This is a genomic window from Pseudomonas abyssi (genome assembly GCF_003444685.1).
Classification (GTDB): Bacteria; Pseudomonadota; Gammaproteobacteria; order Pseudomonadales; family Pseudomonadaceae; genus Halopseudomonas; species Halopseudomonas abyssi.
The window spans coordinates 43,979-63,571 of record NZ_LMAZ01000004.1; the positions used below are offsets into that span (position 1 = coordinate 43,979).

At 64.3% G+C, this 19,593-nt stretch carries 18 protein-coding genes; 7 read left to right on the forward strand and 11 right to left on the reverse strand.

Annotation, left to right across the window (positions count from 1 at the left end; translation table 11 throughout):
• Positions 1-140: 140 nt before the first annotated feature.
• Positions 141-641, reverse strand: a complete 501-nt coding sequence (locus ASB58_RS13160) for an HPP family protein (protein ID WP_118131182.1) — start codon at positions 639-641, stop codon at positions 141-143.
• 84 nt (positions 642-725) lie between these two features.
• Here ASB58_RS13160 and ASB58_RS13165 point away from each other — a divergent pair, with 84 nt between their 5' ends.
• Entirely contained in the window at positions 726-1,277 is a 552-nt protein-coding gene (locus tag ASB58_RS13165) for a TetR/AcrR family transcriptional regulator (protein ID WP_118131183.1), read from the forward strand.
• A 4-nt stretch (positions 1,278-1,281) separates the two neighbouring features.
• Here the strand turns inward: ASB58_RS13165 and ASB58_RS13170 are convergent, their stop codons facing one another.
• The 3 genes from ASB58_RS13170 to ASB58_RS13180 form a co-directional block, all read right to left on the reverse strand.
• The gene (locus tag ASB58_RS13170) at positions 1,282-2,076 is read right to left on the reverse strand and encodes an SDR family NAD(P)-dependent oxidoreductase (protein WP_118131184.1); all 795 of its coding nucleotides are present in this window, start codon (positions 2,074-2,076) and stop codon (positions 1,282-1,284) included.
• A 111-nt stretch (positions 2,077-2,187) separates the two neighbouring features.
• Positions 2,188-2,787: an NAD(P)H:quinone oxidoreductase gene (gene wrbA / locus ASB58_RS13175; protein WP_096005211.1), complete on the reverse strand. Its 600-nt coding sequence runs from the start codon at positions 2,785-2,787 to the stop codon at positions 2,188-2,190.
• A gap of 113 nt (positions 2,788-2,900) precedes the next feature.
• The gene (locus ASB58_RS13180; RefSeq protein ID WP_118131185.1) at positions 2,901-3,134 is read right to left on the reverse strand and encodes a DUF3820 family protein; all 234 of its coding nucleotides are present in this window, start codon (positions 3,132-3,134) and stop codon (positions 2,901-2,903) included.
• Between the two features lie 124 nt (positions 3,135-3,258).
• Here ASB58_RS13180 and ASB58_RS13185 point away from each other — a divergent pair, with 124 nt between their 5' ends.
• Complete coding sequence (locus ASB58_RS13185) at positions 3,259-3,624, forward strand: glutaredoxin family protein (RefSeq protein ID WP_118131186.1); 366 nt, start codon at positions 3,259-3,261, stop codon at positions 3,622-3,624.
• A 281-nt stretch (positions 3,625-3,905) separates the two neighbouring features.
• On the opposite strand, the gene ASB58_RS13190 is transcribed toward ASB58_RS13185, so the two are convergent.
• Positions 3,906-4,283, reverse strand: coding sequence for a carboxymuconolactone decarboxylase family protein (locus tag ASB58_RS13190; RefSeq protein WP_118131187.1), 378 nt, complete (start codon positions 4,281-4,283; stop codon positions 3,906-3,908).
• 143 nt (positions 4,284-4,426) lie between these two features.
• On the opposite strand from ASB58_RS13190, the gene ASB58_RS13195 reads away from it, so the two are divergent.
• A complete protein-coding gene (locus tag ASB58_RS13195) occupies positions 4,427-5,830 on the forward strand; it encodes an MBL fold metallo-hydrolase RNA specificity domain-containing protein (RefSeq protein WP_118131188.1) in 1,404 nt (467 codons plus the stop codon).
• Between the two features lie 13 nt (positions 5,831-5,843).
• Complete coding sequence (locus ASB58_RS13200; protein ID WP_118131189.1) at positions 5,844-8,531, forward strand: cation-translocating P-type ATPase; 2,688 nt, start codon at positions 5,844-5,846, stop codon at positions 8,529-8,531.
• Here the strand turns inward: ASB58_RS13200 and ASB58_RS13205 are convergent.
• Positions 8,517-10,871 carry a phosphoketolase family protein gene (locus tag ASB58_RS13205; RefSeq protein WP_118131190.1) on the reverse strand — a complete coding sequence of 785 codons (2,355 nt, stop codon included), beginning with the start codon at positions 10,869-10,871 and terminating at the stop codon, positions 8,517-8,519. The two genes, ASB58_RS13200 and ASB58_RS13205, sit on opposite strands and share 15 nt — an antisense overlap.
• Before the next feature lie 175 nt (positions 10,872-11,046).
• Here ASB58_RS13205 and ASB58_RS13210 point away from each other — a divergent pair, with 175 nt between their 5' ends.
• Both ASB58_RS13210 and ASB58_RS13215 read left to right on the forward strand, forming a co-directional pair.
• Positions 11,047-11,631, forward strand: a complete 585-nt coding sequence (locus ASB58_RS13210; protein ID WP_096005218.1) for a TetR/AcrR family transcriptional regulator — start codon at positions 11,047-11,049, stop codon at positions 11,629-11,631.
• Positions 11,632-11,744: 113 nt separating this feature from the next.
• The gene (locus ASB58_RS13215; RefSeq protein WP_096005219.1) at positions 11,745-12,164 is read left to right on the forward strand and encodes a PaaI family thioesterase; all 420 of its coding nucleotides are present in this window, start codon (positions 11,745-11,747) and stop codon (positions 12,162-12,164) included.
• A gap of 68 nt (positions 12,165-12,232) precedes the next feature.
• On the opposite strand, the gene ASB58_RS13220 is transcribed toward ASB58_RS13215, so the two are convergent.
• From ASB58_RS13220 to ASB58_RS13230, 3 genes are all read right to left on the reverse strand, one after another.
• Positions 12,233-12,397: a DUF1328 domain-containing protein gene (locus ASB58_RS13220; RefSeq protein WP_096005220.1), complete on the reverse strand. Its 165-nt coding sequence runs from the start codon at positions 12,395-12,397 to the stop codon at positions 12,233-12,235.
• Between the two features lie 95 nt (positions 12,398-12,492).
• A complete protein-coding gene (locus tag ASB58_RS13225) occupies positions 12,493-12,924 on the reverse strand; it encodes a ferritin-like domain-containing protein (RefSeq protein WP_096005221.1) in 432 nt (143 codons plus the stop codon).
• 86 nt (positions 12,925-13,010) lie between these two features.
• Positions 13,011-13,841, reverse strand: a complete 831-nt coding sequence (locus ASB58_RS13230; RefSeq protein WP_118131191.1) for a BON domain-containing protein — start codon at positions 13,839-13,841, stop codon at positions 13,011-13,013.
• 313 nt (positions 13,842-14,154) lie between these two features.
• Between ASB58_RS13230 and ASB58_RS13235 the strand changes: the two genes are divergently transcribed.
• Entirely contained in the window at positions 14,155-14,712 is a 558-nt protein-coding gene (locus ASB58_RS13235; RefSeq protein WP_118131192.1) for a DUF4136 domain-containing protein, read from the forward strand.
• A gap of 240 nt (positions 14,713-14,952) precedes the next feature.
• Here the strand turns inward: ASB58_RS13235 and ASB58_RS13240 are convergent, their stop codons facing one another.
• Together ASB58_RS13240 and ASB58_RS13245 are read right to left on the reverse strand one after the other, a co-directional pair.
• Complete coding sequence (locus ASB58_RS13240) at positions 14,953-16,755, reverse strand: acyl-CoA dehydrogenase (protein ID WP_118131193.1); 1,803 nt, start codon at positions 16,753-16,755, stop codon at positions 14,953-14,955.
• Positions 16,756-16,867: 112 nt separating this feature from the next.
• Positions 16,868-19,492, reverse strand: a complete 2,625-nt coding sequence (locus tag ASB58_RS13245) for a LuxR C-terminal-related transcriptional regulator (protein WP_118131194.1) — start codon at positions 19,490-19,492, stop codon at positions 16,868-16,870.
• Positions 19,493-19,593 lie beyond the last annotated feature (101 nt).

Sequence of the window (19,593 nt, forward strand, 5' to 3'; positions counted from 1 at the left end):
AAAGGCAGATCCCGTTGCCGCTCAGGCCGGAAACCTGTCTGCGGATATTCGTCCCACTCTAAGGAAGGCTGGCGTTCAGGCAAAGACAAATACTCATTGGTCCCCATTGGTTTGTCATGAGAATGTTTTGCTGCCGAGCCTCACAACCAATACTTCGGATAACTCCGCGGGCTACGCAGATTATTGACCGCCCAGGCAGTCAGCACGATTACCAGCGAGCCGACCAGTACCGGCGATACCAGATAGCTCAGCGGCGCGTGCGCGATGATCACTACCAGCGGATCGGCGCCGGCGGGTGCGTGCAGGGTACGGGTCAGCTGCATGGCGGCCAGCGCCAGGGCAACCCCGACCGCACAGGCCAGCCAGCCGTCACCCAGTAGTGCCGCCACGGCCAGACCGACTGCGGTGGCGACCAGGTGGCCGCCGATCACTGCGCGCGGCTGCGCCAGCGGCGAGTCTGGTACGCCGAAGGCCAGTACACAGCTGGCACCGAAGGGCGCCATCAGCCAGGGGATGCCCGATACCACGCTCAAACCGCCGGTAATAGCGATGGCGATGAGCGCACCGAGCGACGATAGCGCGATAAAGGTCAGCGGGGGCGCGGGCGGTGCGCCCGAGTGCAGCAAGCGGCGGATCGACATGGCGAGGTCCTGCGTGGGTGAAAGTAAGCTGATTTCGGGCTAGTATACCGATCAGTATCTTATGGTCAACCGATCGGTATACTTATGAGCACGCCGCAACAGATCGTTGCCTCCGCGCTGGGGCTGTTTTATCGCAATGGATTTCACGCATCAGGGGTAGACCTGCTCAGCCGGGAGGCTGGCGTTACCAAGAAGACGCTCTACCGCCACTATCCGAGCAAGGATGCGCTGATTGAGGCTGCGCTGGATTTGCGCCATGCGCAGTTCATGGCCAGGCTGCGGACGTTTGTCGAGCAGGCGGCTGTTGCCCATCGCCCGCTGGCCTACATCGACTTTATCGCTGACTGGGTTCAGGAGGATGACTTCTGCGGCTGCGCCTTTATCAACGCGTCGGCCGAGTTTGCCCAGATGGACGCTGTGCCCCATCAACAGGCGGCCAGTCACAAGCAGGACATTCAAGCTTATCTGCTGACGCTGTGCGCGGCGGCTGGCGCCAGTCAGCCCGAGCCGCTGGCGACGCAACTGTTTCTGATAGGTGAAGGGTTGATTGTCGGCAGCCAGGTGCAGCAGGCGCACAAAGCGGCGCTGGTGGAGGGGGGGCGGGCCGCCGCGCAGGTTATCTGGGCGACGGCCTGACTGCTCAGTGATAGCGCGCGGCCGGTTGGTTGCGCGACAGGTTGGGCGCCAGCTGCATGCGCGCCTGGGTCACGGCGTGCCAGTCATCACCGTCGGGCAACGAGGGAATGGTCACCAGCTCGCCCTGGTCGAAGCCGTGCAGAGCGGCGTCGACCAGATCCTCTACCTCCATCACCATGCTCGGCGGGATCTGCGCCAGGGAGCTGCCGGAGCGCTCGAATATCTCGGTACGGGTGATGCCAGGTAGGACCACCTGCACCTGGACACCGCGACTGCTCAGTTCGGCATGCAAGGTTTGGCTCAGGCTCAGGACGTAGGCTTTGCTGGCGGCATAGATGGCGTTGAAGCGCTCGGGCAGCAGCGCGACCACCGAGCCGATGTTGATGATCGCGCCGCGTCCGGCCAGGCTGAAGCGCACGGCCGCTGCACTGGAGAGCATGGTCAGGGCCAGCAGATTGAGTTGCAGCAGGCTGTGGGTGCTGTCGATATCCGCCTCGGCCAGGCTGCCATTCAGGGCGACACCGGCGCAGTTGACCAGCAGGCTGATCTGCTGGTCATTGCGCAGGCGATTGGCGACCCGCTCGATCTCGCCGTGTTGCTCGAGGTCCGCGGCGAGAATGTCGATCTGTATATCGTGGCGGGCGGTCAGCTCATCAGCCAGCAATCTGAGTCGGGCTTCATTGCGGGCGACCAGCAGCAGGTTGTAGCCGCGCGCCGCCAGGCGGCGGGCATAGGTGGCGCCAATGCCGCTGGAGGCGCCAGTGATCAGAGCGGTCTGAACAGTCGGGAAGGCATTCATGGTCGTGCTCCAAGTTTAAATTACGGTTGTCATCTTAATTAGATTATGACCGTAATTCAATATCCCTGGAGCAGCGTTCTGCCGTATCTGACGGGCCGCTATGGCGTGCCCTCAGCCGGCTAGTTTCTGGGCCAGTCCCGCCACATACTTGCCCTGGTAGCGGGCGATGGCGCGCTCGCGGGCATCTGGCTGACGCGAGCCATCACCGCCGGCGATGGTCGATGCGCCGTACGGGGTGCCGCCCTTGCCGTGTTCGATATCGGCCAGTTCCTTGGTGCCGTAGCCGATGGGCACGATGACCATGCCGTGGTGCGCCAGGGTGGTCCAGGTGGAGGTGATGGTCATCTCCTGGCCGCCGCCGGTGCCGGTGGAGGTAAACACGCTGGCGATCTTGCCGTGCAGCGCGCCCTTGGCCCACAGGCCGCCTGTCTGATCGAAGAAGGTACGCATCTGGCTGGACATGTTGCCGAAGCGGGTCGGCGTGCCCACGACGATGGCGTCGTAGTCGGCCAGCTCGCCCGGGCTGGCTACCTCTGCGGCTTGATCAACCTTGCCGCCGGCTGCCTTGAAGGCCTCATCGGGCATGGTTTCGGGGACGCGCTTGATGGTGACCTCAACCCCCTGAACCTGCCGCGCGCCTTCGGCGACGACCTGCGCAAGGGTTTCGATATGTCCGTACATAGAGTGATACAGCACCAGCATCTTGGCCATCGGAATACTCCTAAAGTGGTGGAACAGGCTGTGCCGCGCCTGCGTCAGAGCAGGCGCGCATGTCTCACAGCATAGAGCACCTGAGGCAAGGCAAGTTCAGACGACCTGCGGCATCAATCCTGGTCGGGCACTCGGGGACGGGTACGCAGCGGATCCAGCAAGGGCTTGAGGCCGTTGTGGTCGATCTCCTGCATCAGTTGCAGAAGGCGGCCTACTTCACCCTTGGGGAAGCCCTCGCGGGCGAACCAGTTGAGGTAGTGACCGGGCAAGTCGGCGAACAGGCGGCCCTTGTACTTGCCGTAGGGCATTTCGCGGGTAACCAGCAGGAGAAGGTCTTCGGGGTTCATGGTGGCTCGAGATCAGGAGGGCCTGCGCAGAGTATGCCTGCGCTGCTTGGTCGGGTCATGTTGGGTTGGCGCAGCGGACAGGGTATGCTGCGTGGCCCCATTTTTCATCACAGAGAATCCTGCCATGATCGTCAAGGCTCTGCGGGTCGTTGTTGGCCAGCTCGTTGTTTTTATCAGCTTTCTTACTCGCCCAAGCCCGATGCAGCGTGAGCCCGCCGCGCAGGCGGCGGTCAATGAGGCGGCCTCTTCGCTGGCGCTGTACCAGTTTCACGGTTGCCCGTTCTGCGTGAAGGTGCGCCGCACCCTGCGTCGCCTGAACCTGCCTGTTGAACTGCGCGATGCCTCCGGCAATACCGAGCACCGCCAGACCCTGCTGGCTGAAGGCGGCAAGATCAAGGTGCCCTGTTTGCGCATCGAGGAAGACGGCCAGACCCGCTGGTTGTACGAGTCCGACGCGATCAACGCCTACCTTGAATCCCGTTTTGCCTGAGCAGGGCGCGGCCCCAGGGTCTGTTGACGTTTCGTTCGTCCGCCTGTTGCTGCCTGTAAGGTCGCCAATCAAGAAGCGAGGAGCGCAGTTTGGTCATTCCAAATAAGTGACGAGCGACGCCGAGTGGCGGCCTTACAGGCGCAACCCGCAGGGCCGGGGCCATTTTTCAGCCGTGCTACGTTGTCGGTCGTTTATGTAGGTCAACTACACTGCGCTTCCTCCGCCTTGCCTGGCCGAAAAAACGGCCTCCGGCAGGCGGGCGAACGAAACGTCAACAGACCCTAGCCCTTTTGATAGCTGTCGATGACTTCCTGCGCTGAACGGAAGGCGTCGATGGCCGCAGGCACGCCGGCGTACACCGCGCAATGCAGCAGCGCTTCGCGGATTTCCTCTACGGTACAGCCGTTGTTCAGCGCGCCGCGCACATGGCCCTTCAGCTCCTGCGGGCATTTCAGCGCCGTCAGGGCGGCCAGGGTGATCAGGCTGCGCGTCTTGCGGTCCAGCCCTTCGCGGTTCCATACCCCGCCCCAGGCGTGCTCATTGACGAACTCCTGCAGTGGCTGACTGAACTCGGTGGCGTTGTTCAGCGCGCGGTCAACAAAGGCATCGCCCATGACTTCGCGGCGCACCTGCAGGCCTTCCAGTTTGGTATTGCTCATAGTCTCCTCCTGTCGCAGTCGCGGCAGTGTATCAGCCAGCCGGCGCTAACGCTGATGCTGATATGGGTCAGCGCAGCCGGCGGCAGGCCCCGGCAAACTGTGCCAGAGTGGAATAGCCACGATGACACGACGGAGGTTGCGGCATGGCGAGTATTCGGTTTCTGGGGGCGGCGCAGGAAGTCACGGGCTCCTGTCACCTGGTGAGCTCGGTGGCGGTCGGCAAGGTACTGCTGGACTGCGGGATGCATCAGGGCGGCGATGCGGTGGACCGGCTGCGCGATGAACGGTTTGGATTCAAGCCGGCGGACATCGATGCGGTGATCCTCTCGCATGCCCATATCGACCACTCCGGGCTGCTGCCGAAACTGGTCAGCGAAGGGTTTCGCGGGCCGATCTACTGCACGCGCGCCACCGCCGATCTGCTGCAAGTGATGCTCAATGATGCGGCCGGCCTCTACGAACGCGACCTGGAGCGCGAGAATCTGCGGCGCTCTCGCCGTGGTGCGCCGGAACTGCAGCCGGCCTATACGCGTGCGGATGTCGAGCGGGTGTTCAAGCAATGCTCGCCGCAGCGTTACCGTCAGCCGTTTGCGATTGGTGAGGCGGGCAGCGTGACTTTCCACGATGCCGGCCACATTCTGGGCTCGGCGATAGTCGAGCTGACGCTGCAGGAGCAGGGCCGGGAAAAGCGCCTGGTGTTTTCCGGCGATCTGGGCAAAAAGGACAGCGTGCTGCTGTTTGACCCCGAGGTCCTGACCCGTGCTGATGTGGTGATGATGGAAGGCACCTACGGTGACCGTGACCATCGTACCCTGGGCAATACGCTGGAGCAGTTCGAGCAGGTTCTCAGTGAAGCCTGGGAGCGCGGCGGCAACGTGATGATTCCCGCCTTTGCGGTGGGCCGCACGCAGGAGCTGCTGTTCTATCTCGGCCAGTTGCACCAGCAAGGCAAGCTGGATAACTGGGAGATTTTTCTCGACAGTCCGATGGCGATTGAGGTGACACGGCTCTACGACCGCTGGTTAAGCCAGCTCGACTGCGAAGGTGCCAAGGGCCTGTGCAGCGGCGATCAGACGCTGCTGCGTGACTTTCTGCCGCGCCTGCGGCTGACCGCCAGCACCGACGAGTCGATGATGATCAACAAGATCAAGCGTGGCGCGCTGATCATTGCCGGTAGCGGCATGTGTACCGGTGGGCGCATCCGTCACCACTTCAAGCAGCGCATCTGGGATGAGCGCAACACCCTGATCTTTGTCGGCTATCAGGCGCGTAACACGCTGGGCCGCATCCTGGTTGACGGGGTCAAGCGCATCAAGTTGTTCCGCGAGGAGTACCTGGTGCGGGCGCAGATCGAGACGCTGGGCGGTTTCTCCGCCCACGCCGGCCAGACCGGACTGGTGGACTGGGTCAGTCATTTTGAGACCAGCCCGGAGGTGGTGCTGGTGCACGGCGAAGCCGATGCCCTGGATGCGCTGGCCAAGCGGCTGTGGGATGAGCATCAGATCGACGCCATGATCCCGACCCCCGGCCAATCTATGGCGTTCTGAAAGGAGACAGGTCGTGCCTGAGCAGGGATCGCCGGTTGATTGGCATACGCTGGAGGGGTATCACGCGCTGGAGCAACTGGGCGGCAGCGAACAGGGCCTGACTGGGGCCGAGGCTGCCAGGCGACTGCAGCAGTGCGGGCCCAATGCCCTGCCCCCGGCGCCGCCGGAACCGGCCTGGCGGCGGTTTGCCCGCCAGTTTCAGAACACGTTGATCTACGTATTGATCGCCAGTGGCGTGATCAGTCTGCTGATGGGTCACCGGGTCGATGCCGGGGTGATCTTTGGCGTGGTGTTGATCAACGCGCTGGTCGGCTTCGTTCAGGAAGGCAAGGCATCGGCTGCCCTGCAGACCATTCTCGGCATGACCCGCACCCGCTCGCTGGTCTGGCGCGACGGCCAGTTGCGCACGGTCGACAGCAGCGAGCTGGTACCGGGTGATGTGGTCAGCCTGCAGGCGGGCGACAAGGTGCCGGCAGACCTGCGCTTGCTGCAGCTCAAGGATCTGGCCTGCGACGAGTCGATGCTGACCGGTGAATCGGTGGCGGTTCGCAAGCACCTTGAGGCCGACGCGGCAGACGTGCCGCTGGCCGAGCAACGCGGAATGGCGTTCATGGGGACACTGGTGACTGCCGGGGTCGCGCGCGGGCTGGTGTGCCGCACCGCCGCGCAGACCGAGATCGGCCGCATCAGCGAATTGACTCGGCAGGTCAGCCTGACCGCTACCCCGCTGCAGGTTCAGCTCACCCGCTTTGCCCGTCAACTGAGCATCCTGACGGTGGTCATCGCGCTGCTGACCCTGTTGATCGGTAACCTGCTGCGCGGGTTGGCGCTGGACGACATGGTTCAGGCCGCCATCGGTATCGCCGTGGCGACCATTCCCGAAGGGCTGCCAGCGATTGTCACCATTGCGCTGGCCATCGGCGTGCAGCGCATGGCGCGGCAGCAGGCGCTGGTCCGCCGCTTGCCCAGCGTCGAGGTACTCGGCTCGGTTGACGTTATCTGCTCCGACAAGACCGGGACCCTGACCGCCAATGCCATGACGGCGCGCCAATGTGTGACGGCGCTTCAGCTGCACCGGATCGGCGGTGATGGCTACAGCCCGCAGGGCGTCATAGAGCCTGCTGCCGACGGGGCACTGCTGGCTGCCGCGCGCGTAGCACTGCTCTGCAACGATGCCAGTGTGTCGCAGGAAGACGGCCAATGGCGGCTGCACGGCGACCCGACCGAGGGTGCCCTGCTGGTATTGGCGCGCAAGGCGCTGGCGAATGCGAGTGAACTGCTGGAGCGCTGGCCGCGGGTGGAGGAGCTGCCGTTCGAGAGCGAGCGCCGCTATATGGCCACGCTGCACCGTTCGGACACCGACGGTGTCGCGCTGCTGGCGGTCAAGGGCGCGCCGGATCGACTGATCGGCTGCTGCGATAGCCAGTTCGGGAGCAATGGCCCGGAGCCGCTGGAGCTGTCGCGCTGGCAGGCTGAATTGCAGCGTCTTGGCGCCGATGGCATGCGCGTCATGGCGCTGGCCGAGCGTCGTTTGCCGGTGGATAGTCATGCGGACCACGCCCTGGTCGAACAGGGTTTGTGTCTGCTGGCGCTGGTCGGCATCAGTGATCCGCCCCGGCCGGAAGCCATCGCCAGTATTGCCCGCTGCCACCAGGCGGGTATTCGGGTGAAGATGATCACCGGCGATAACCCGGTAACCGCTGCGGCGATTGGCGCCGAGCTGGGGTTGAACGTGCAGCGGGTGATGACCGGCGCCGAGCTGGATCAGCTTGATCGGAACGGGCTGGATGAGGCTGCGGTGAGCGTCGATATCTTTGCCCGCACCAGCCCGACCAACAAGCTGCAGCTGGTCGAGGCGCTGCAGCGCCAGGGCCGGGTGGTGGCGATGACCGGTGACGGAGTCAATGATGCACCGGCGCTGCGCCAGGCCAACATTGGCATCGCCATGGGCGGCAAGGGCACCGATGCGGCGCGCGAAGCGGGTGACATGGTGCTGACCGACGACAACTTTGCCACCATCGCCCATGCGGTCGCCGAAGGCCGTACCGTGTATGACAACGTGGTCAAATCTATCCTCTACACGCTGCCGACCAGCCTGGCCGAGGCGACGGTGATCATCCTGGCGATTCTGCTTGGCTGGACGCTGCCGATCACCCCGGCGCAGATCCTCTGGATCAACATGGTAACCACCGTCACGCTGGCGCTGGCGCTGGCCTTTGAGCCGCCTGAGCCCGGCGTGATGGCGCGCCCGCCAAGGCCAGCTGGACAAAGTCTGATCGGGGCAGCGCTGGCGGGCCGGGCAGCGCTGGTGTCGGTCTGGGCGGCGTTGCTGGTGTTCTGGCAGTTCAGTGATTACCTGAGCCACGGCGCGTCAGTCGAGCTGGCGCGGGCGGTCGCGGTCAACACGCTGGTAATGATCGAGGCAGTGTATCTGATCAACTGCCGCTTTCTCGATGCCTCGGTTCTGTCCCCCGCCATTGTCCGCCGTGCCGGGCCGATGCTGGGGGCCATTGTTGGCGTAGTGCTGCTGCAGCTGCTCTACAGCTATCTGCCCTGGTCGCAGCAGCTGTTCGGGCTGGAGTCGCTGTCGGCCGCAGACTGGCTGCGGCTGACAGCGGTCGCGCTGTCGATCTTTGTGGTGGTCGAGCTGGAGAAGGCGTTGCGCCGCTGGCAGGCGGCGCGCCACTCAGCGCGCCAGTAACCGCGGATCGCCCTCGCCCCTGAGCACCGCCTGTTCAGCCTTGCCGAGCAGATCGTCCAGCGGCCGGTTGAGCAGCGCAGCCGCCTCGGCAACCAGATGCGCCCAGCTCTGCCGGTTGGCGAACTGCATGCCGAAGGTGTCCAGCGTGCCGCCGCGGTTGCGATAGCCGAGAAAGCGGCTGGTCTGCGGCCCGGTATCGAGGCGACGCAACACGCCAGTCATCACCTCGGCGTGACCGTGGCAGACAAACAGGCGACAGCGTGCGGCGGGGATGCGCCGGGCGAGGTCGCTGTCGCTGTGCACCACCGCCTGTTCCAGCGTGTCGCGTGCTTCGCGCAGTCGACCCGGTTCGATCAGCACCACTTCGCTGCAGGGCACGCCGTGGTAGCGCAGGTGCCGGGCCGCGCGGCGTACCGCCTGCAGCTGGTAGGCGCCGATGGCCAGCAGCTGCAGCTCGGCGCCCGGATCGGCGCTGAGGACGGCAAAACCGTTGTCGGCAGCGGCCTGCGCCTCAGGCACGGTGAGGCAGCTCTCAACCGGGTTTTTCGGTGCGACGACCAGTGCTACCTTGCCGTGGCTGGCGTAGACCTTGCGCATCACCGCGACCGCGCTGTGGCTGTCGACCGGAAAGTACACAGGCGCGCCATCGCTCATTTCCTGCAGCCAGGCATCGCACAGGGTCGGATCCTGGTGGGACTGCTCGTTCTTGCCGTTCTCCCAGGTATGCGAGGTGGCGATGATTGGCACGCTGAGCCAGCCCGGTGCGCGGCCCAGTTCACGGGCGTGGCGGCTGAAGATCAGTTCCTGACGCATGGCACCGAGCATTTTCACCGCAAAGGCTTCATAACTGACGGCCAGGTTGATGCCCTGGCGGTTGGCCAGTGCCGCGGAGACCACGGCCTCCTCGTTCAGGGCGGTGATCACGCTGCCCTGCGGTCCTTCGGCGATGCCGTCTTCGGCTGCGGTGACCCGATGCAGCAGCAGGTCGAGGGTCTGGTTCATGCGGTTGCTGCGCATTTCGTCCGGGTTGCCGACGCGTACGCGCAGCTCTGGATTGGCGCGGATCAGCGCACAGAACCACTGGTCGATGGCGGCCATGGGCGAGTCCGGCTGATCGATGGCGATCGGCGGCAGCTGCGGTGCCGGGACCTGAATACGTGCCAGCGGGTGGTCTTTCTCTTGCGGGCGCTGCTGCTCGCTGTGGGTGTTCAGGGCGGCGATTGCGGCGCGCAGCTCGGCTTCGTCGACGTGCAGCGCGGCGATGCCCTGATTGAAGCGCTCGCGGGCGGCCTCGTTGACGGCCGGATTGTCGACCAGCGGCAGGTTGTGGGCGGCGTTGGTGCCGGCGCCCGGGAAGCCGAAGCCCTTGACCGTTTCGGCGATGGCGTAGGGCAGACGCACCGGGTATTCCGCGTCGCCGTTGACGACGGCCTCATGGGCGCGGCGCAGGCTGCGGGCCATGTCGATGATGGCCCAGGCAAAGGCGGCCGGATCGCGGCCGTCGATGTCGATCGGGTCGAAGCCGTTGAGTGTCAGGTGGTCGCGCAGCCAGTCGACGCCGCCAACCTGGGCCATGGTCGAGCGCTGGTCGATACGCCGACCGTTGGCGATCATGATCGGCATCACCAGCCCGCTGTCTTCACCGCGCCACCAGCGTGGCGCCCAGTCGCTGCCCCGCTGCTCCTCAAAGGCGCCGTCGCTGAGGAAGGTCACCAGCTCCTGGCCGGGCAGCGGCATATGCACGTACTGCAGGCCGGCAAAGCCTAGGTAGCCGCCCTCGCTGATACCGCCGCCGGTGTGCGGATTGACGTGGCTGCCGAGCGGCACCGCCGGGCGGCCTTCGGCGTCGATGGCGTAACTGTAGAAGTCCTGGCAGAGCTGGCTGAGTCCGGCATCGCTGAACGGGTAGCGCTCGGCCTGCGCCGCTTCGGTGTTGCCCATCAGCACGTTGACCGCATCAATCGCCGCCACGCAGTGCCCTTGGCCCATCAGCCAGCTGCGGGTGGTGCCGGTCAGCGCGTTGGCGAGCAGATAGCCGACGTAGGCCGGCACCATGTTCAGCGCGCCGCCGGTGTGGCCTTCGGGTGTTGGCTTGAAATCGCTCTGGTCGAGCGGACGGCCGTCCAGATAGACCTGGCGGGCGTAGGTCATATGGGCGACCTGACGCATGGCGGCGTTGCACAGCCGGTCCGCCGCCTGGAGCAGCTCGATCGCCTGATCGCGCTGGCAGGTGCCTTCGGCGGCCAAGGCTTCAAGCAGCGTATCGATGCGCTCGCGGGTCAGAAAGTCATGTTGGATGACGCCGAAGCCCTGGCTCCAGTCGTGCAGTGTGTCGGTCATGCTGGCCTCCGGCAGGCGGGTGAATAAAACATCAACAGACCCTAGCAGAGTTTGGCATGACCACCTTGCGCTGGGTCAGGGTTACGGTGGCGACGATGTGCCGGTGTGGCCGGGCTGGCGCCTGCTCTGCGTAGTACACTGCCGCCTGACCTATTATCGCCCCAGGGATTCAGCCATGCCGGCCGCCGCCAAACACCGGGAACATCTGATACAGACCGCCGCCAAGCTGTTTCGTCAGCGTGGTTATGCTGCCACCGGTCTTAACGACATCCTGCGCGAGAGCGGCGCACCCAAGGGCTCGCTCTACCATTACTTTCCTGGTGGCAAGGAGGAGCTGGGTGTGGCGGCGGTGCGCTGGGCTGGCGAGCGTGGCCGCAACACCCTGGCACAGATGGCGGCTGAGGCGACAGACACGCCGACGCTGCTGAGGGCCTATGCCGCGCAGCTGGCCGGCTGGATGTCGGCTTCCGATTATCGTGACGGCTGCCCCATTGCGACCTGCCTGCTGGAAACGGCGCCTGCGTCCTCGGCTATGACGGTCGCCGGTCGTACCGTTTTTGCTGACTGGTGCGCGGTGCTGCAGCAGGCGCTGCAACGCGATGGTCTGGATGAGGACGCCGCGCGGCGTCTGGCGCAACTGGCCGTCGCCAGTCTGGAGGGCGCTTTGCTGCTGGCGCGGGTGGCCGGCAGCGACCAGCCGATTGTCGAGACAGCCGAAGAGGTTGCGGCGCTGGTGCGTCTGCGTATGGCAGCGGTGTAACCTCGCGCCACTTTGCTGCTGCCATTCAGCGTCGCTATATCCGTTTGTGTGACAGGGCGAATACGCTGAAGTTATATAGACTGGTCTACATCATCCAGTGAAGGAGTGTTGCCATGTCCAGTTCAGCTATCCCCGATGGTTTTACCCGTCACACCCGGCGCAGCGGTTTGACTGACCCCTGGGAGCCGCTGTACGCCATGCAGCGCGCTGACGGACTCAGCCTTGGGCTACGCGCCGCCGAGGCGCATGCCAACAGCCGTGGATTTGTGCACGGCGGCCTGATCTCGGCGTTGGCCGACAATGCCATGGGGCTGAGCTGCGCGCGGCAGCTGACGGAGATCAGCGGGCTGGTAACGGTGAATCTATCGCTGGATTTTCTCGGTACCGCACGGTGCGAGCAGTGGCTGGAGGTGCGGGCGACGGTGCGCAAGACGGGCCGCAGCCTGTGCTTTGCCGAGGCGCTGGTGCTGGCAGACGGAGAGGTGTGTGCACGGGCCAGTGGCGTGTTCAAGGTGATGCTCGCGGCAACCTGATCAAAGACTGAGGGCAGATACGACAGCACCCGCCAGAAGGCGGGTGCGGGGTCATTCATCGCAGGTCGCTATAACTTGGGTCGGCGCCCCAGGATGAAGGAGACAATGAACAGCACCAGGAAGACCAGGAACAGGATTTTGGCGATCCCTGTCGCGGTGCCAGCAATACCACCGAAGCCCAGTACCGCAGCGATGATGGCGATAATCAGGAAAGTAATAGCCCAACTAAGCATGGTGTTTCTCCTTTTCGACAAGCCTGCGGCGTGATTGCTCCGGCCTGATCTGACGGGTCACCGCCAGCGCAAAGGCGGGCGGCGACCGGTAATGGTTACTGTGCCTTTTTCAGATCGCGCATGCGGTCGTGGCAGGCGCGTACCTTGGGCAGCAGCGGTGCCACATCGGCGCGCAGGTCGGGCTCGTGGGCGTCCATGGCGTCTTCAAAAGCGTGCAGGATGCGGTCTTCCGCTTCCTCCAGCTGCGCGATGTAGGTGGCACCTTCGTCGCTGGACAGCTTGGCGCGGGTATCGGCATACACCTCACGCAGTTTGCCGGTCAGGGTGCCGCCGGTAGCCGGGGTGTCGGCGTTGGCAGCGACCTTGCCCTGCAGGGCGGCGATGACCTCAGTCTTGGCCTGGGCCATGTCGGTGAACAGCGCCTTGAGTTGCGGCTCTTTGACTTCGTCACGGGCATGCTCGTAAAAGCGCTTGCCGTCGCGGGTGACTTCAATCAGGTCATTCAGTTCTTCAGTCTTGTTGCTCATGATCCGTATCCTTCTGTTGGGTGCGTAAAACACGGTTCTGCTTCAAGCTTCAGGGTGAGGGCCGGCCCGTCGGGCCGGCCACCGGATTAGCTGGCAGTGCGCAGGTTCTCTGCGGTCACTTCCTTCACGCCTTTGATGTTTTCGGCGGTCTGGATAGCCAGATCTTTCTCTTCGCTGGACATTACGGTGCCGCTCAGGGCGACAACGCCGTTCTTGGTATCAACCGAGATATCCAGGCCACTCAGGTTGCTGCTCAGCAGATAGCTGGATTTGATCTTGCTGGTGATCCAGGCATCGCTGATGGCCTCGCCGGCGTCATCGGCTGCGTTCTGTGCCTTGGCGGCAGCGGTCGCATCGGCGTTGACGCGGATTTCGTTATCGACGCGGTGCACGCCGTCGGTGTCTTTGGCCAGCATGCCGGCCAGGTCCTTGGCTTCGTCGCTCTGGGCGGTACCGCTCAGGGTGACCACACCGTTGTTGGTGGTGACATCGATGTCCAGACCTTCAGTGTTGCTGTTCCACAGCAGCTTGGATTTGATGGTCGCTGTGGTGGTGGCGTTGCTGAAGCTGGTGGACAGCGGCGTGTTGCCCTCAGTGCGCTCCTTGCGCTCGGCGTCCGGGTTGACCTGCAGCTGGTTGTCAACGCGCTGGATGCCGTCGATGTCCTTGGCAACCTGTTCTGCCAGGTCGCGGTCGACGTCACTTTCCACATCACCGGTCAGGGTGGCGACACCGTTTTCGACGTCGACATCAATGGTGAAGGGGTTGAGGTGACGGTTCAGGGTGATGGCGGTCCAGATAGAGCCTTCCTGGCGGGCTTCGGTCAGGTCACCGTCATCAGCGTGTGCGGCCATTGACGTCATGCTCAGTACGCTGGCGGTGGCGGTAGCAATGGCAAGTGTTTTCAGCTTGTTCATGGGTGTTTCTCCTGTTCTCGCTTTGTCCGTATCCGGCCTATCGGTGACCGTTGCATGGAATATTGCAGAGGTCGTGCCAGCTTTTTGGTTTTTATAAAACCCTTTAAAATCAATTGGTTGTGTTTAACTGCTGGCCCGTTGACCTGTGCGCATTGCACGACGGAGAAAATTTGGCCGTGCAATTTGCACGCTTTTTCCGTGTCAGTAATCGGCAAGCGCGACCAAAGGGCCTGATACGGTCATGGTCGGGCAGCAGTCAGCCCGGCGTCGCGCTACACTGGGGGCCGGTACCATCACCATCGGAGTACTTCTCATGCGTCTTCATCATGTGTTTCTGCTGCCCTGTGTTCTCGTCCTGGCGGCTTGTCAGACCACCATCAAGCCGGACTACGACACCAGCTATGACTTCTCTACCAGCCAGACCTGGCAATGGGCTGAACCCCAGGTCACCTTTACACCCGCCGAAGATCCGCGCCTGAGCAGCGACCTGACCGCTGAACGAATTAAGCAGGCGGTGGCGGAGGGGCTGGACGCCCGCGGCCTGCGCCCGGTGCGGGAAGGCCAGGCGGCAGATTTGTCGGTCAAGACCTATGTTGTGGTGGAAAACCGTGAAGAGAACGTGAGCACCAGCTTTGGCGGCTACTGGGGCTGGGGTGGTGGTTTCTGGGGTGGTCCGTCGATTCAGACCTATCCCTCGGACTACAAGGAGATCACCTTGCAGATCGACCTGCTGGACCCGGCCAGCGGTCGTCTGGTTTGGCGTGGCAGCGAAAGCGAGCGCCTGAGCTCCTCGCCGCAGACCCCAGCCAAGCGCGACGAGCAGGCCCGGCGCATGACGGGGCGGGTACTGGAAGCCTTCCCGCCTTATTGAATGAGGCTTAAAGCCCACCCAGGATGACGCAACCCCGCTTTACGTAAAGGCAGGTTGCTGGCCCCTTGGCTTGCCGTAAAAGGCGAAAGACCGAGTTCGCGAAAGTACCAGGTGGTAGCTGGCCCAGCTGTTGTACCGCTGGTCAATTCATGAAGAATAAAAAACGCGGATGGCATGCGTGGTGCCATCCGCGTTTTCTCTTCTGTCAGGCCGGCACCAGCGTGCCGGCCACGCCTGAAGTCAGAACCAGGCGTCCTGCATGTCGTAGGTCAGGCGGTTGCCGCTGCGCAGCAGCTGCGCCTGGCTGGCCAGACCGGCCAGTTCCCAGTCCATGAAGTAACGCGCGGCGTGCAGCTTGCCCTGGTAGAAGTCGGCTTCGCTGTCGGCGGCGCCGGCCTCCAGTGCGCGTTCGGCCACCAGTGCCTGCCGCAGCCAGATCCAGCCGACGACTACGCGGCCGAACAGGTCCAGATAGGCGGTGGCGTTGGCCAGGCCCAGGTCTACATCCGCAGCGACCTGTGCCTGCAGTTCCGGGCTGAGCTGCTCGAGAATGCCCAGCGCGTCGTTCAATGCGGCGGCCAGACCGGCGCACTGCTTAGTGCTGGCGGCCTCATTGATGCTGGCGCGCGCGGCGTCGAGGAACAGGCGATAGCCCTTGCCACCACGCTGACCCAGCTTGCGGCCCAGCAGATCGAGGCCGTGGATGCCTTCGGTGCCCTCGTGGATCGGGTTCAGGCGATTGTCGCGGTAGTACTGCTCCAGCGGGTACTCACGGATATAGCCGGAGCCGCCGAGAATCTGAATGCCCAGATCGGAGGCAATCACGCCGTACTTGGACGGATACGACTTGACCATCGGAATCAGCAGGTCGAGCAGCTCGGCAGCGTCGGCACGCTCGGCCTCGGTCGGCGCGGTGTGCGAGTCCTCGAACAGGCTGCTGGCGTACAGGCACAGACTCAGACTGCCTTCGGCGTAGACCTTCTGTTGCAGCAGCATACGGCGGACGTCAGCGTGCTGGACGATGCGCACCTGCGGTGCCAGCGGGTCTTTGCTGCCGGGCAGACGGCCCTGCGGGCGCTCACGGGCGTAGTCCAGGGCATGGATGTAGCTCTGATAGGCCAGCACCGATGCGCCAAGGGCAACGCCGATACGTGCCTCGTTCATCATCTGGAACATGTACGACAGGCCCTTGTGGGCCTCGCCGACCAGATAGCCGACCGCACCGCCCTTCTCACCGAAGCTCAGTACGGTAGAGGTGGTGTTGCGGTAACCCATCTTGTGCAGCAGACCGGCCAGTGCGACGTCGTTGCGCGCGCCCAGGCTGCCGTCTTCGTTGACCAGCACCTTGGGTACCAGGAACAGGGAAATGCCCTTGACCCCGGCGGGTGCGCCTTCGATGCGGGCCAGCACCATGTGCACGATGTTGTCGGTCAGTTCGTGGTCACCGCCGGAGATAAACATCTTCTGGCCGAACACGCGGTAGCTGCCGTCGTCTGCCGGGCGCGCGGTGGTGCGGATGTCGCCCAGCGCCGAACCTTGACCCGGCTCGGTCAGCGCCATGGTGCCGCTGTAACGGCCGTCCAGCATCGGCGGCAGGAAACGCTCGCGCAGCTCATCGCTGGCGAAGCTCTTGACCAGGTTGGCCGAGCCGATGGTCAGGAAGGAATAGCCGGAAGTGGAGATGTTGGCGGCGCTGAAGTACGCCACGCAGGTGCGCAGGATGACTTCCGGCAGCTGCAGGCCACCGTCTTCGGCATCGTGGTGCGCGGCGTGGAAACCGGCCTCGGCCAGGGCATTCCAGGCGGCCTTGGTTTCCGGGATCAGAGTGACCTTTTCACCGTCGAAGGTCGGCTCGTTGGCGTCCCCTTTCTGGTTGTGCGGGGCAAGGTACTCGGCGGCGATACCGCGGGCGGTTTCCAGCGTGGCGTCGAAGACGGCGCGGTCGTGCTCGGCGTAGCGCGGACGCTCTAGCAGCGCTTCGGTGTCGAGCATTTCGTAGAGCTGGAAGTTCAGCTCGCGTTCGTTGAGCAGCTTGTCAGTCATGGTGACCTCGTGGGCGGGGTGAAACACGTTGTGCTTTTTAGCAAAGTGCCTGACCTGGCGCGTCCAACCAAGGGTGGATTTTCAGGGTGGAGATGGGTGGAGAAAAAGGTCGCTAAGGCAGAATTTTGAGGCTGCGGGCGATCTGAATGGCCTGCTGGCGCTCGTTGGCGCCCAGCTTGCGGAACAGGTTGTTGATGTGGGTCTTGATGGTGCTGGTGCTGACCGACAGGGCATCGGCCAGTTGCTGGTTGTTCTGGCCCCGGGCGATGCGTTGTAGCACCTGCTGTTCGCGGCGGGTCAGCGGCTCGACCAGCAGGTGTTGCGTCTGGCTGTCGGCCAGCAGCTGCTGCAGCGGATGCAGCAACGGGTTCTCGGCGGGTAGCGGGGCAAGGCCCTGCTGTTGACGAAAGCGAGCGGATAGCAGCGGCCTGAGCGCATCACTCAGGCTGCGGCCTTCGTGCTGCAGCAATTGCGCAAAACCCTGTTGCAGGCTGAGCTGCAGGGCGGATTCAAGCTGGTTGATCAGGCTGTCGCGGTGACCGGTGTCGCGGGCCAGTCGGGCGCTCAACAGGTGCGCTTGCAGCGCCAGCCAGCGGTTGTCCTGTTGCCGGGCCTGGTTGAGCAGGTCGTCGGCGCGCTGGCGGGCCTCGTCGTGCCGACCCTGATGCTGCAGCACCCAGGCATAGGCCAGTAACTCCTCGCGGTGAGCGTTGCTCTCACCCTGCTGCTGGCACCAGCGCCACTCTTTCAGCCACTGCTGGATGGCGGTTTCGTCCTGTTGCCGCGCGGCGAGGCGTACCCGCCAGGCTGCAGCCAGGCGATAGAGACCGCAGAGGCGAAACTGTCGGCTCAGGCGCAGGGCTTCGTCCCATAGGCGTGCGGCCGTAGCGCTCTGGTCCCAGGCGTCGTGCAGGCAGGCCTGATAATGCAGTACCCAGGGCAAGGCAGCGCTATGGCTGACCTCCAGTGCGGTCGCTTCGGCCTGGGCCAGTTGCTGTCGCGCCGCCTCAAAGGCGCCCTGCTGCTGCAGAACCTGGGCCTGGCCAATGTTGAGGAACAGCTCGTAAAAGGTGTTCGAGCGGCTATCGGGGCGCTCGGTGAGGGCGCCCAGGCGCTGGGCCGCACCGGCACTGTTGCCCTGGCTGAGGTCAATCTGGGCCAGCAGCAGCTGCAGGTTGTGGGTATAGCCGCGAAAGGCAAACTGGCTGAGCTGGCTTAGGGCGTCCTCGGCCACGCGGCGCGCGGCATGCAGCTCGCCCAGGGCGTGCAGACAGCTGGCGCGGTTGTACAGCAACACCGCGCTGGCGGCGGTTTGCTGCGGCCAGCGGCGCAGGCTGTCGCCGGTCAGGCGCAGACCATGCTGGTAGTTGCCGGCCAGCACCGCCAGCCGGCTGCGCACAAAGGCCATGCTCTGGAACACCCGTTCGGGCCGAGGGATCGGCGGCGGCAGGTCGCGCACCAGGCGCTGCAGGCGGGCCAGACACAGGCGGGCGCGCTCGATGTCATTGGTGGCGATGACGGTGCTGGCCTCGGTGATGGCCAGGGTCAGATGGTCGGTATCCCGGTTGGGCAGATCCATCAGAAAGTCGACGATGGAGTCCACCTTGCCCTCGCGCAGCAGATCAAAACTGTGCTGCTCTACCTCGGCGAGCAGACGGTTGTAGTCGCCGCCGCGTCCCAGTTGATAGACCGCCTCGCCGTAGCAGCCGTGCTGTAGCAGCCAGTCTGCGCCGCGCAGGTGCAGTTGCCGCAGACGTGCCGGGGCGCGCTGTTGCAGTCGCTGCTGGCAGGCGTTGCGCAGGGCCGGGTGGTAGCGCAGCGGCAGCAGCGGGTCGGGGTTGTCCTCGATAAACAGGCCGTCGCGGCGCAGCTGGGCCAGGGTGCGCTCGCTCTGTGCGTCGCCGCTCAGGTGCGCGGCCAGTGCCGGGCTGAAGGCGCTGACCACCGAGGTTTGCTCAAGAAAATGGCGCAGGCGCGGGGCCAGGCTGTCGAGCACCGACTCGTTCAGGTAGCGCGCGGTGTCTTCGTCGGCATTGGTCTGTCGGGCGCGGGCGGACAGTGCCAGCAGCACGCCGCTGATCCAGCCTTCGCTGCTGGTACGCAGCTGGTAGAGGCTGTCGTTGTCCAGGGCGATATGCCGGGCGCTCGCCAGCGCGGCAATCTGCTGGCTGTCCAGTGCCAGCTCGGCGGTGTCGAGTGCAAGCAGTTGCTGATCACGGTGCAGGTGGGTGATGGCCAGTTGGGGTTGGCCCTGGCTGGCAGCGACAATCTGCAGCCGGGGTGTCGCCACTGCCAGCAGGCGGTTGATCAGTTGACGCGCAGGGTTGCTGCGCAGCAGGTGCAGGTCGTCGATAAACAGCACCAGTGGCGCCTGGCGTGCTTCCAGCTGGTTGAATAGTGTCGTTTCCAGGTGCGCCGGATTGTCGGGTTGTGGCACCGCCAGTAGTGCGGCCAATTGACTGTGCAACTGAGCCGGCTGGTTGTCGGCGCTGCTGCAGCGCAGCCAGAGCCAGTCCTGCCTGAGCTGCAGTGCGCAGGCGTGCATCAGGGTGGTCTTGCCGTAGCCCGGTGGGCTGCGTAGCAGCGCCAGGCGTCGTCCCCGGGCCAGGTGCTGCATGAGCTGGTCGAGCAGCGCGGTACGCGGGAGTGGTTCCGCAGGCAGCGGCGCCGGGCGCAGGCGGGCATGGTCGGGCGGCGGTGCGGCCCGGTACTCGCTGTGCTGCCTGTGCTGACTCATGTGCGCGCCTGCGGTGGTAAACGTCCTGCGCAGTATACGCGCTCTTCCCGTTGTGCCTGGCGAAAGTGGTCTGCGGTAGCGCGAAACGCGAGCAGGCGCTG

What these genes read in the sequence shown, in the direction of transcription:
- ASB58_RS13225 (WP_096005221.1), bottom strand. Translation starts at nt 12,924, where the DNA reads ATGAGCAACAAGACTGAAGAACTGAATGACCTGATTGAAGTCACCCGC.
- ASB58_RS13165 (WP_118131183.1), top strand. Translation starts at nt 726, where the DNA reads ATGAGCACGCCGCAACAGATCGTTGCCTCCGCGCTGGGGCTGTTTTAT.
- ASB58_RS13215 (WP_096005219.1), top strand. Translation starts at nt 11,745, where the DNA reads ATGTCCAGTTCAGCTATCCCCGATGGTTTTACCCGTCACACCCGGCGC.
- ASB58_RS13235 (WP_118131192.1), top strand. Translation starts at nt 14,155, where the DNA reads ATGCGTCTTCATCATGTGTTTCTGCTGCCCTGTGTTCTCGTCCTGGCG.
- ASB58_RS13240 (WP_118131193.1), bottom strand. Translation starts at nt 16,755, where the DNA reads ATGACTGACAAGCTGCTCAACGAACGCGAGCTGAACTTCCAGCTCTAC.
- ASB58_RS13195 (WP_118131188.1), top strand. Translation starts at nt 4,427, where the DNA reads ATGGCGAGTATTCGGTTTCTGGGGGCGGCGCAGGAAGTCACGGGCTCC.
- ASB58_RS13190 (WP_118131187.1), bottom strand. Translation starts at nt 4,283, where the DNA reads ATGAGCAATACCAAACTGGAAGGCCTGCAGGTGCGCCGCGAAGTCATG.
- wrbA (WP_096005211.1), bottom strand. Translation starts at nt 2,787, where the DNA reads ATGGCCAAGATGCTGGTGCTGTATCACTCTATGTACGGACATATCGAA.
- ASB58_RS13210 (WP_096005218.1), top strand. Translation starts at nt 11,047, where the DNA reads ATGCCGGCCGCCGCCAAACACCGGGAACATCTGATACAGACCGCCGCC.
- ASB58_RS13185 (WP_118131186.1), top strand. Translation starts at nt 3,259, where the DNA reads ATGATCGTCAAGGCTCTGCGGGTCGTTGTTGGCCAGCTCGTTGTTTTT.
- ASB58_RS13160 (WP_118131182.1), bottom strand. Translation starts at nt 641, where the DNA reads ATGTCGATCCGCCGCTTGCTGCACTCGGGCGCACCGCCCGCGCCCCCG.
- ASB58_RS13180 (WP_118131185.1), bottom strand. Translation starts at nt 3,134, where the DNA reads ATGAACCCCGAAGACCTTCTCCTGCTGGTTACCCGCGAAATGCCCTAC.
- ASB58_RS13220 (WP_096005220.1), bottom strand. Translation starts at nt 12,397, where the DNA reads ATGCTTAGTTGGGCTATTACTTTCCTGATTATCGCCATCATCGCTGCG.
- ASB58_RS13230 (WP_118131191.1), bottom strand. Translation starts at nt 13,841, where the DNA reads ATGAACAAGCTGAAAACACTTGCCATTGCTACCGCCACCGCCAGCGTA.
- ASB58_RS13205 (WP_118131190.1), bottom strand. Translation starts at nt 10,871, where the DNA reads ATGACCGACACACTGCACGACTGGAGCCAGGGCTTCGGCGTCATCCAA.
- ASB58_RS13245 (WP_118131194.1), bottom strand. Translation starts at nt 19,492, where the DNA reads ATGAGTCAGCACAGGCAGCACAGCGAGTACCGGGCCGCACCGCCGCCC.
- ASB58_RS13170 (WP_118131184.1), bottom strand. Translation starts at nt 2,076, where the DNA reads ATGAATGCCTTCCCGACTGTTCAGACCGCTCTGATCACTGGCGCCTCC.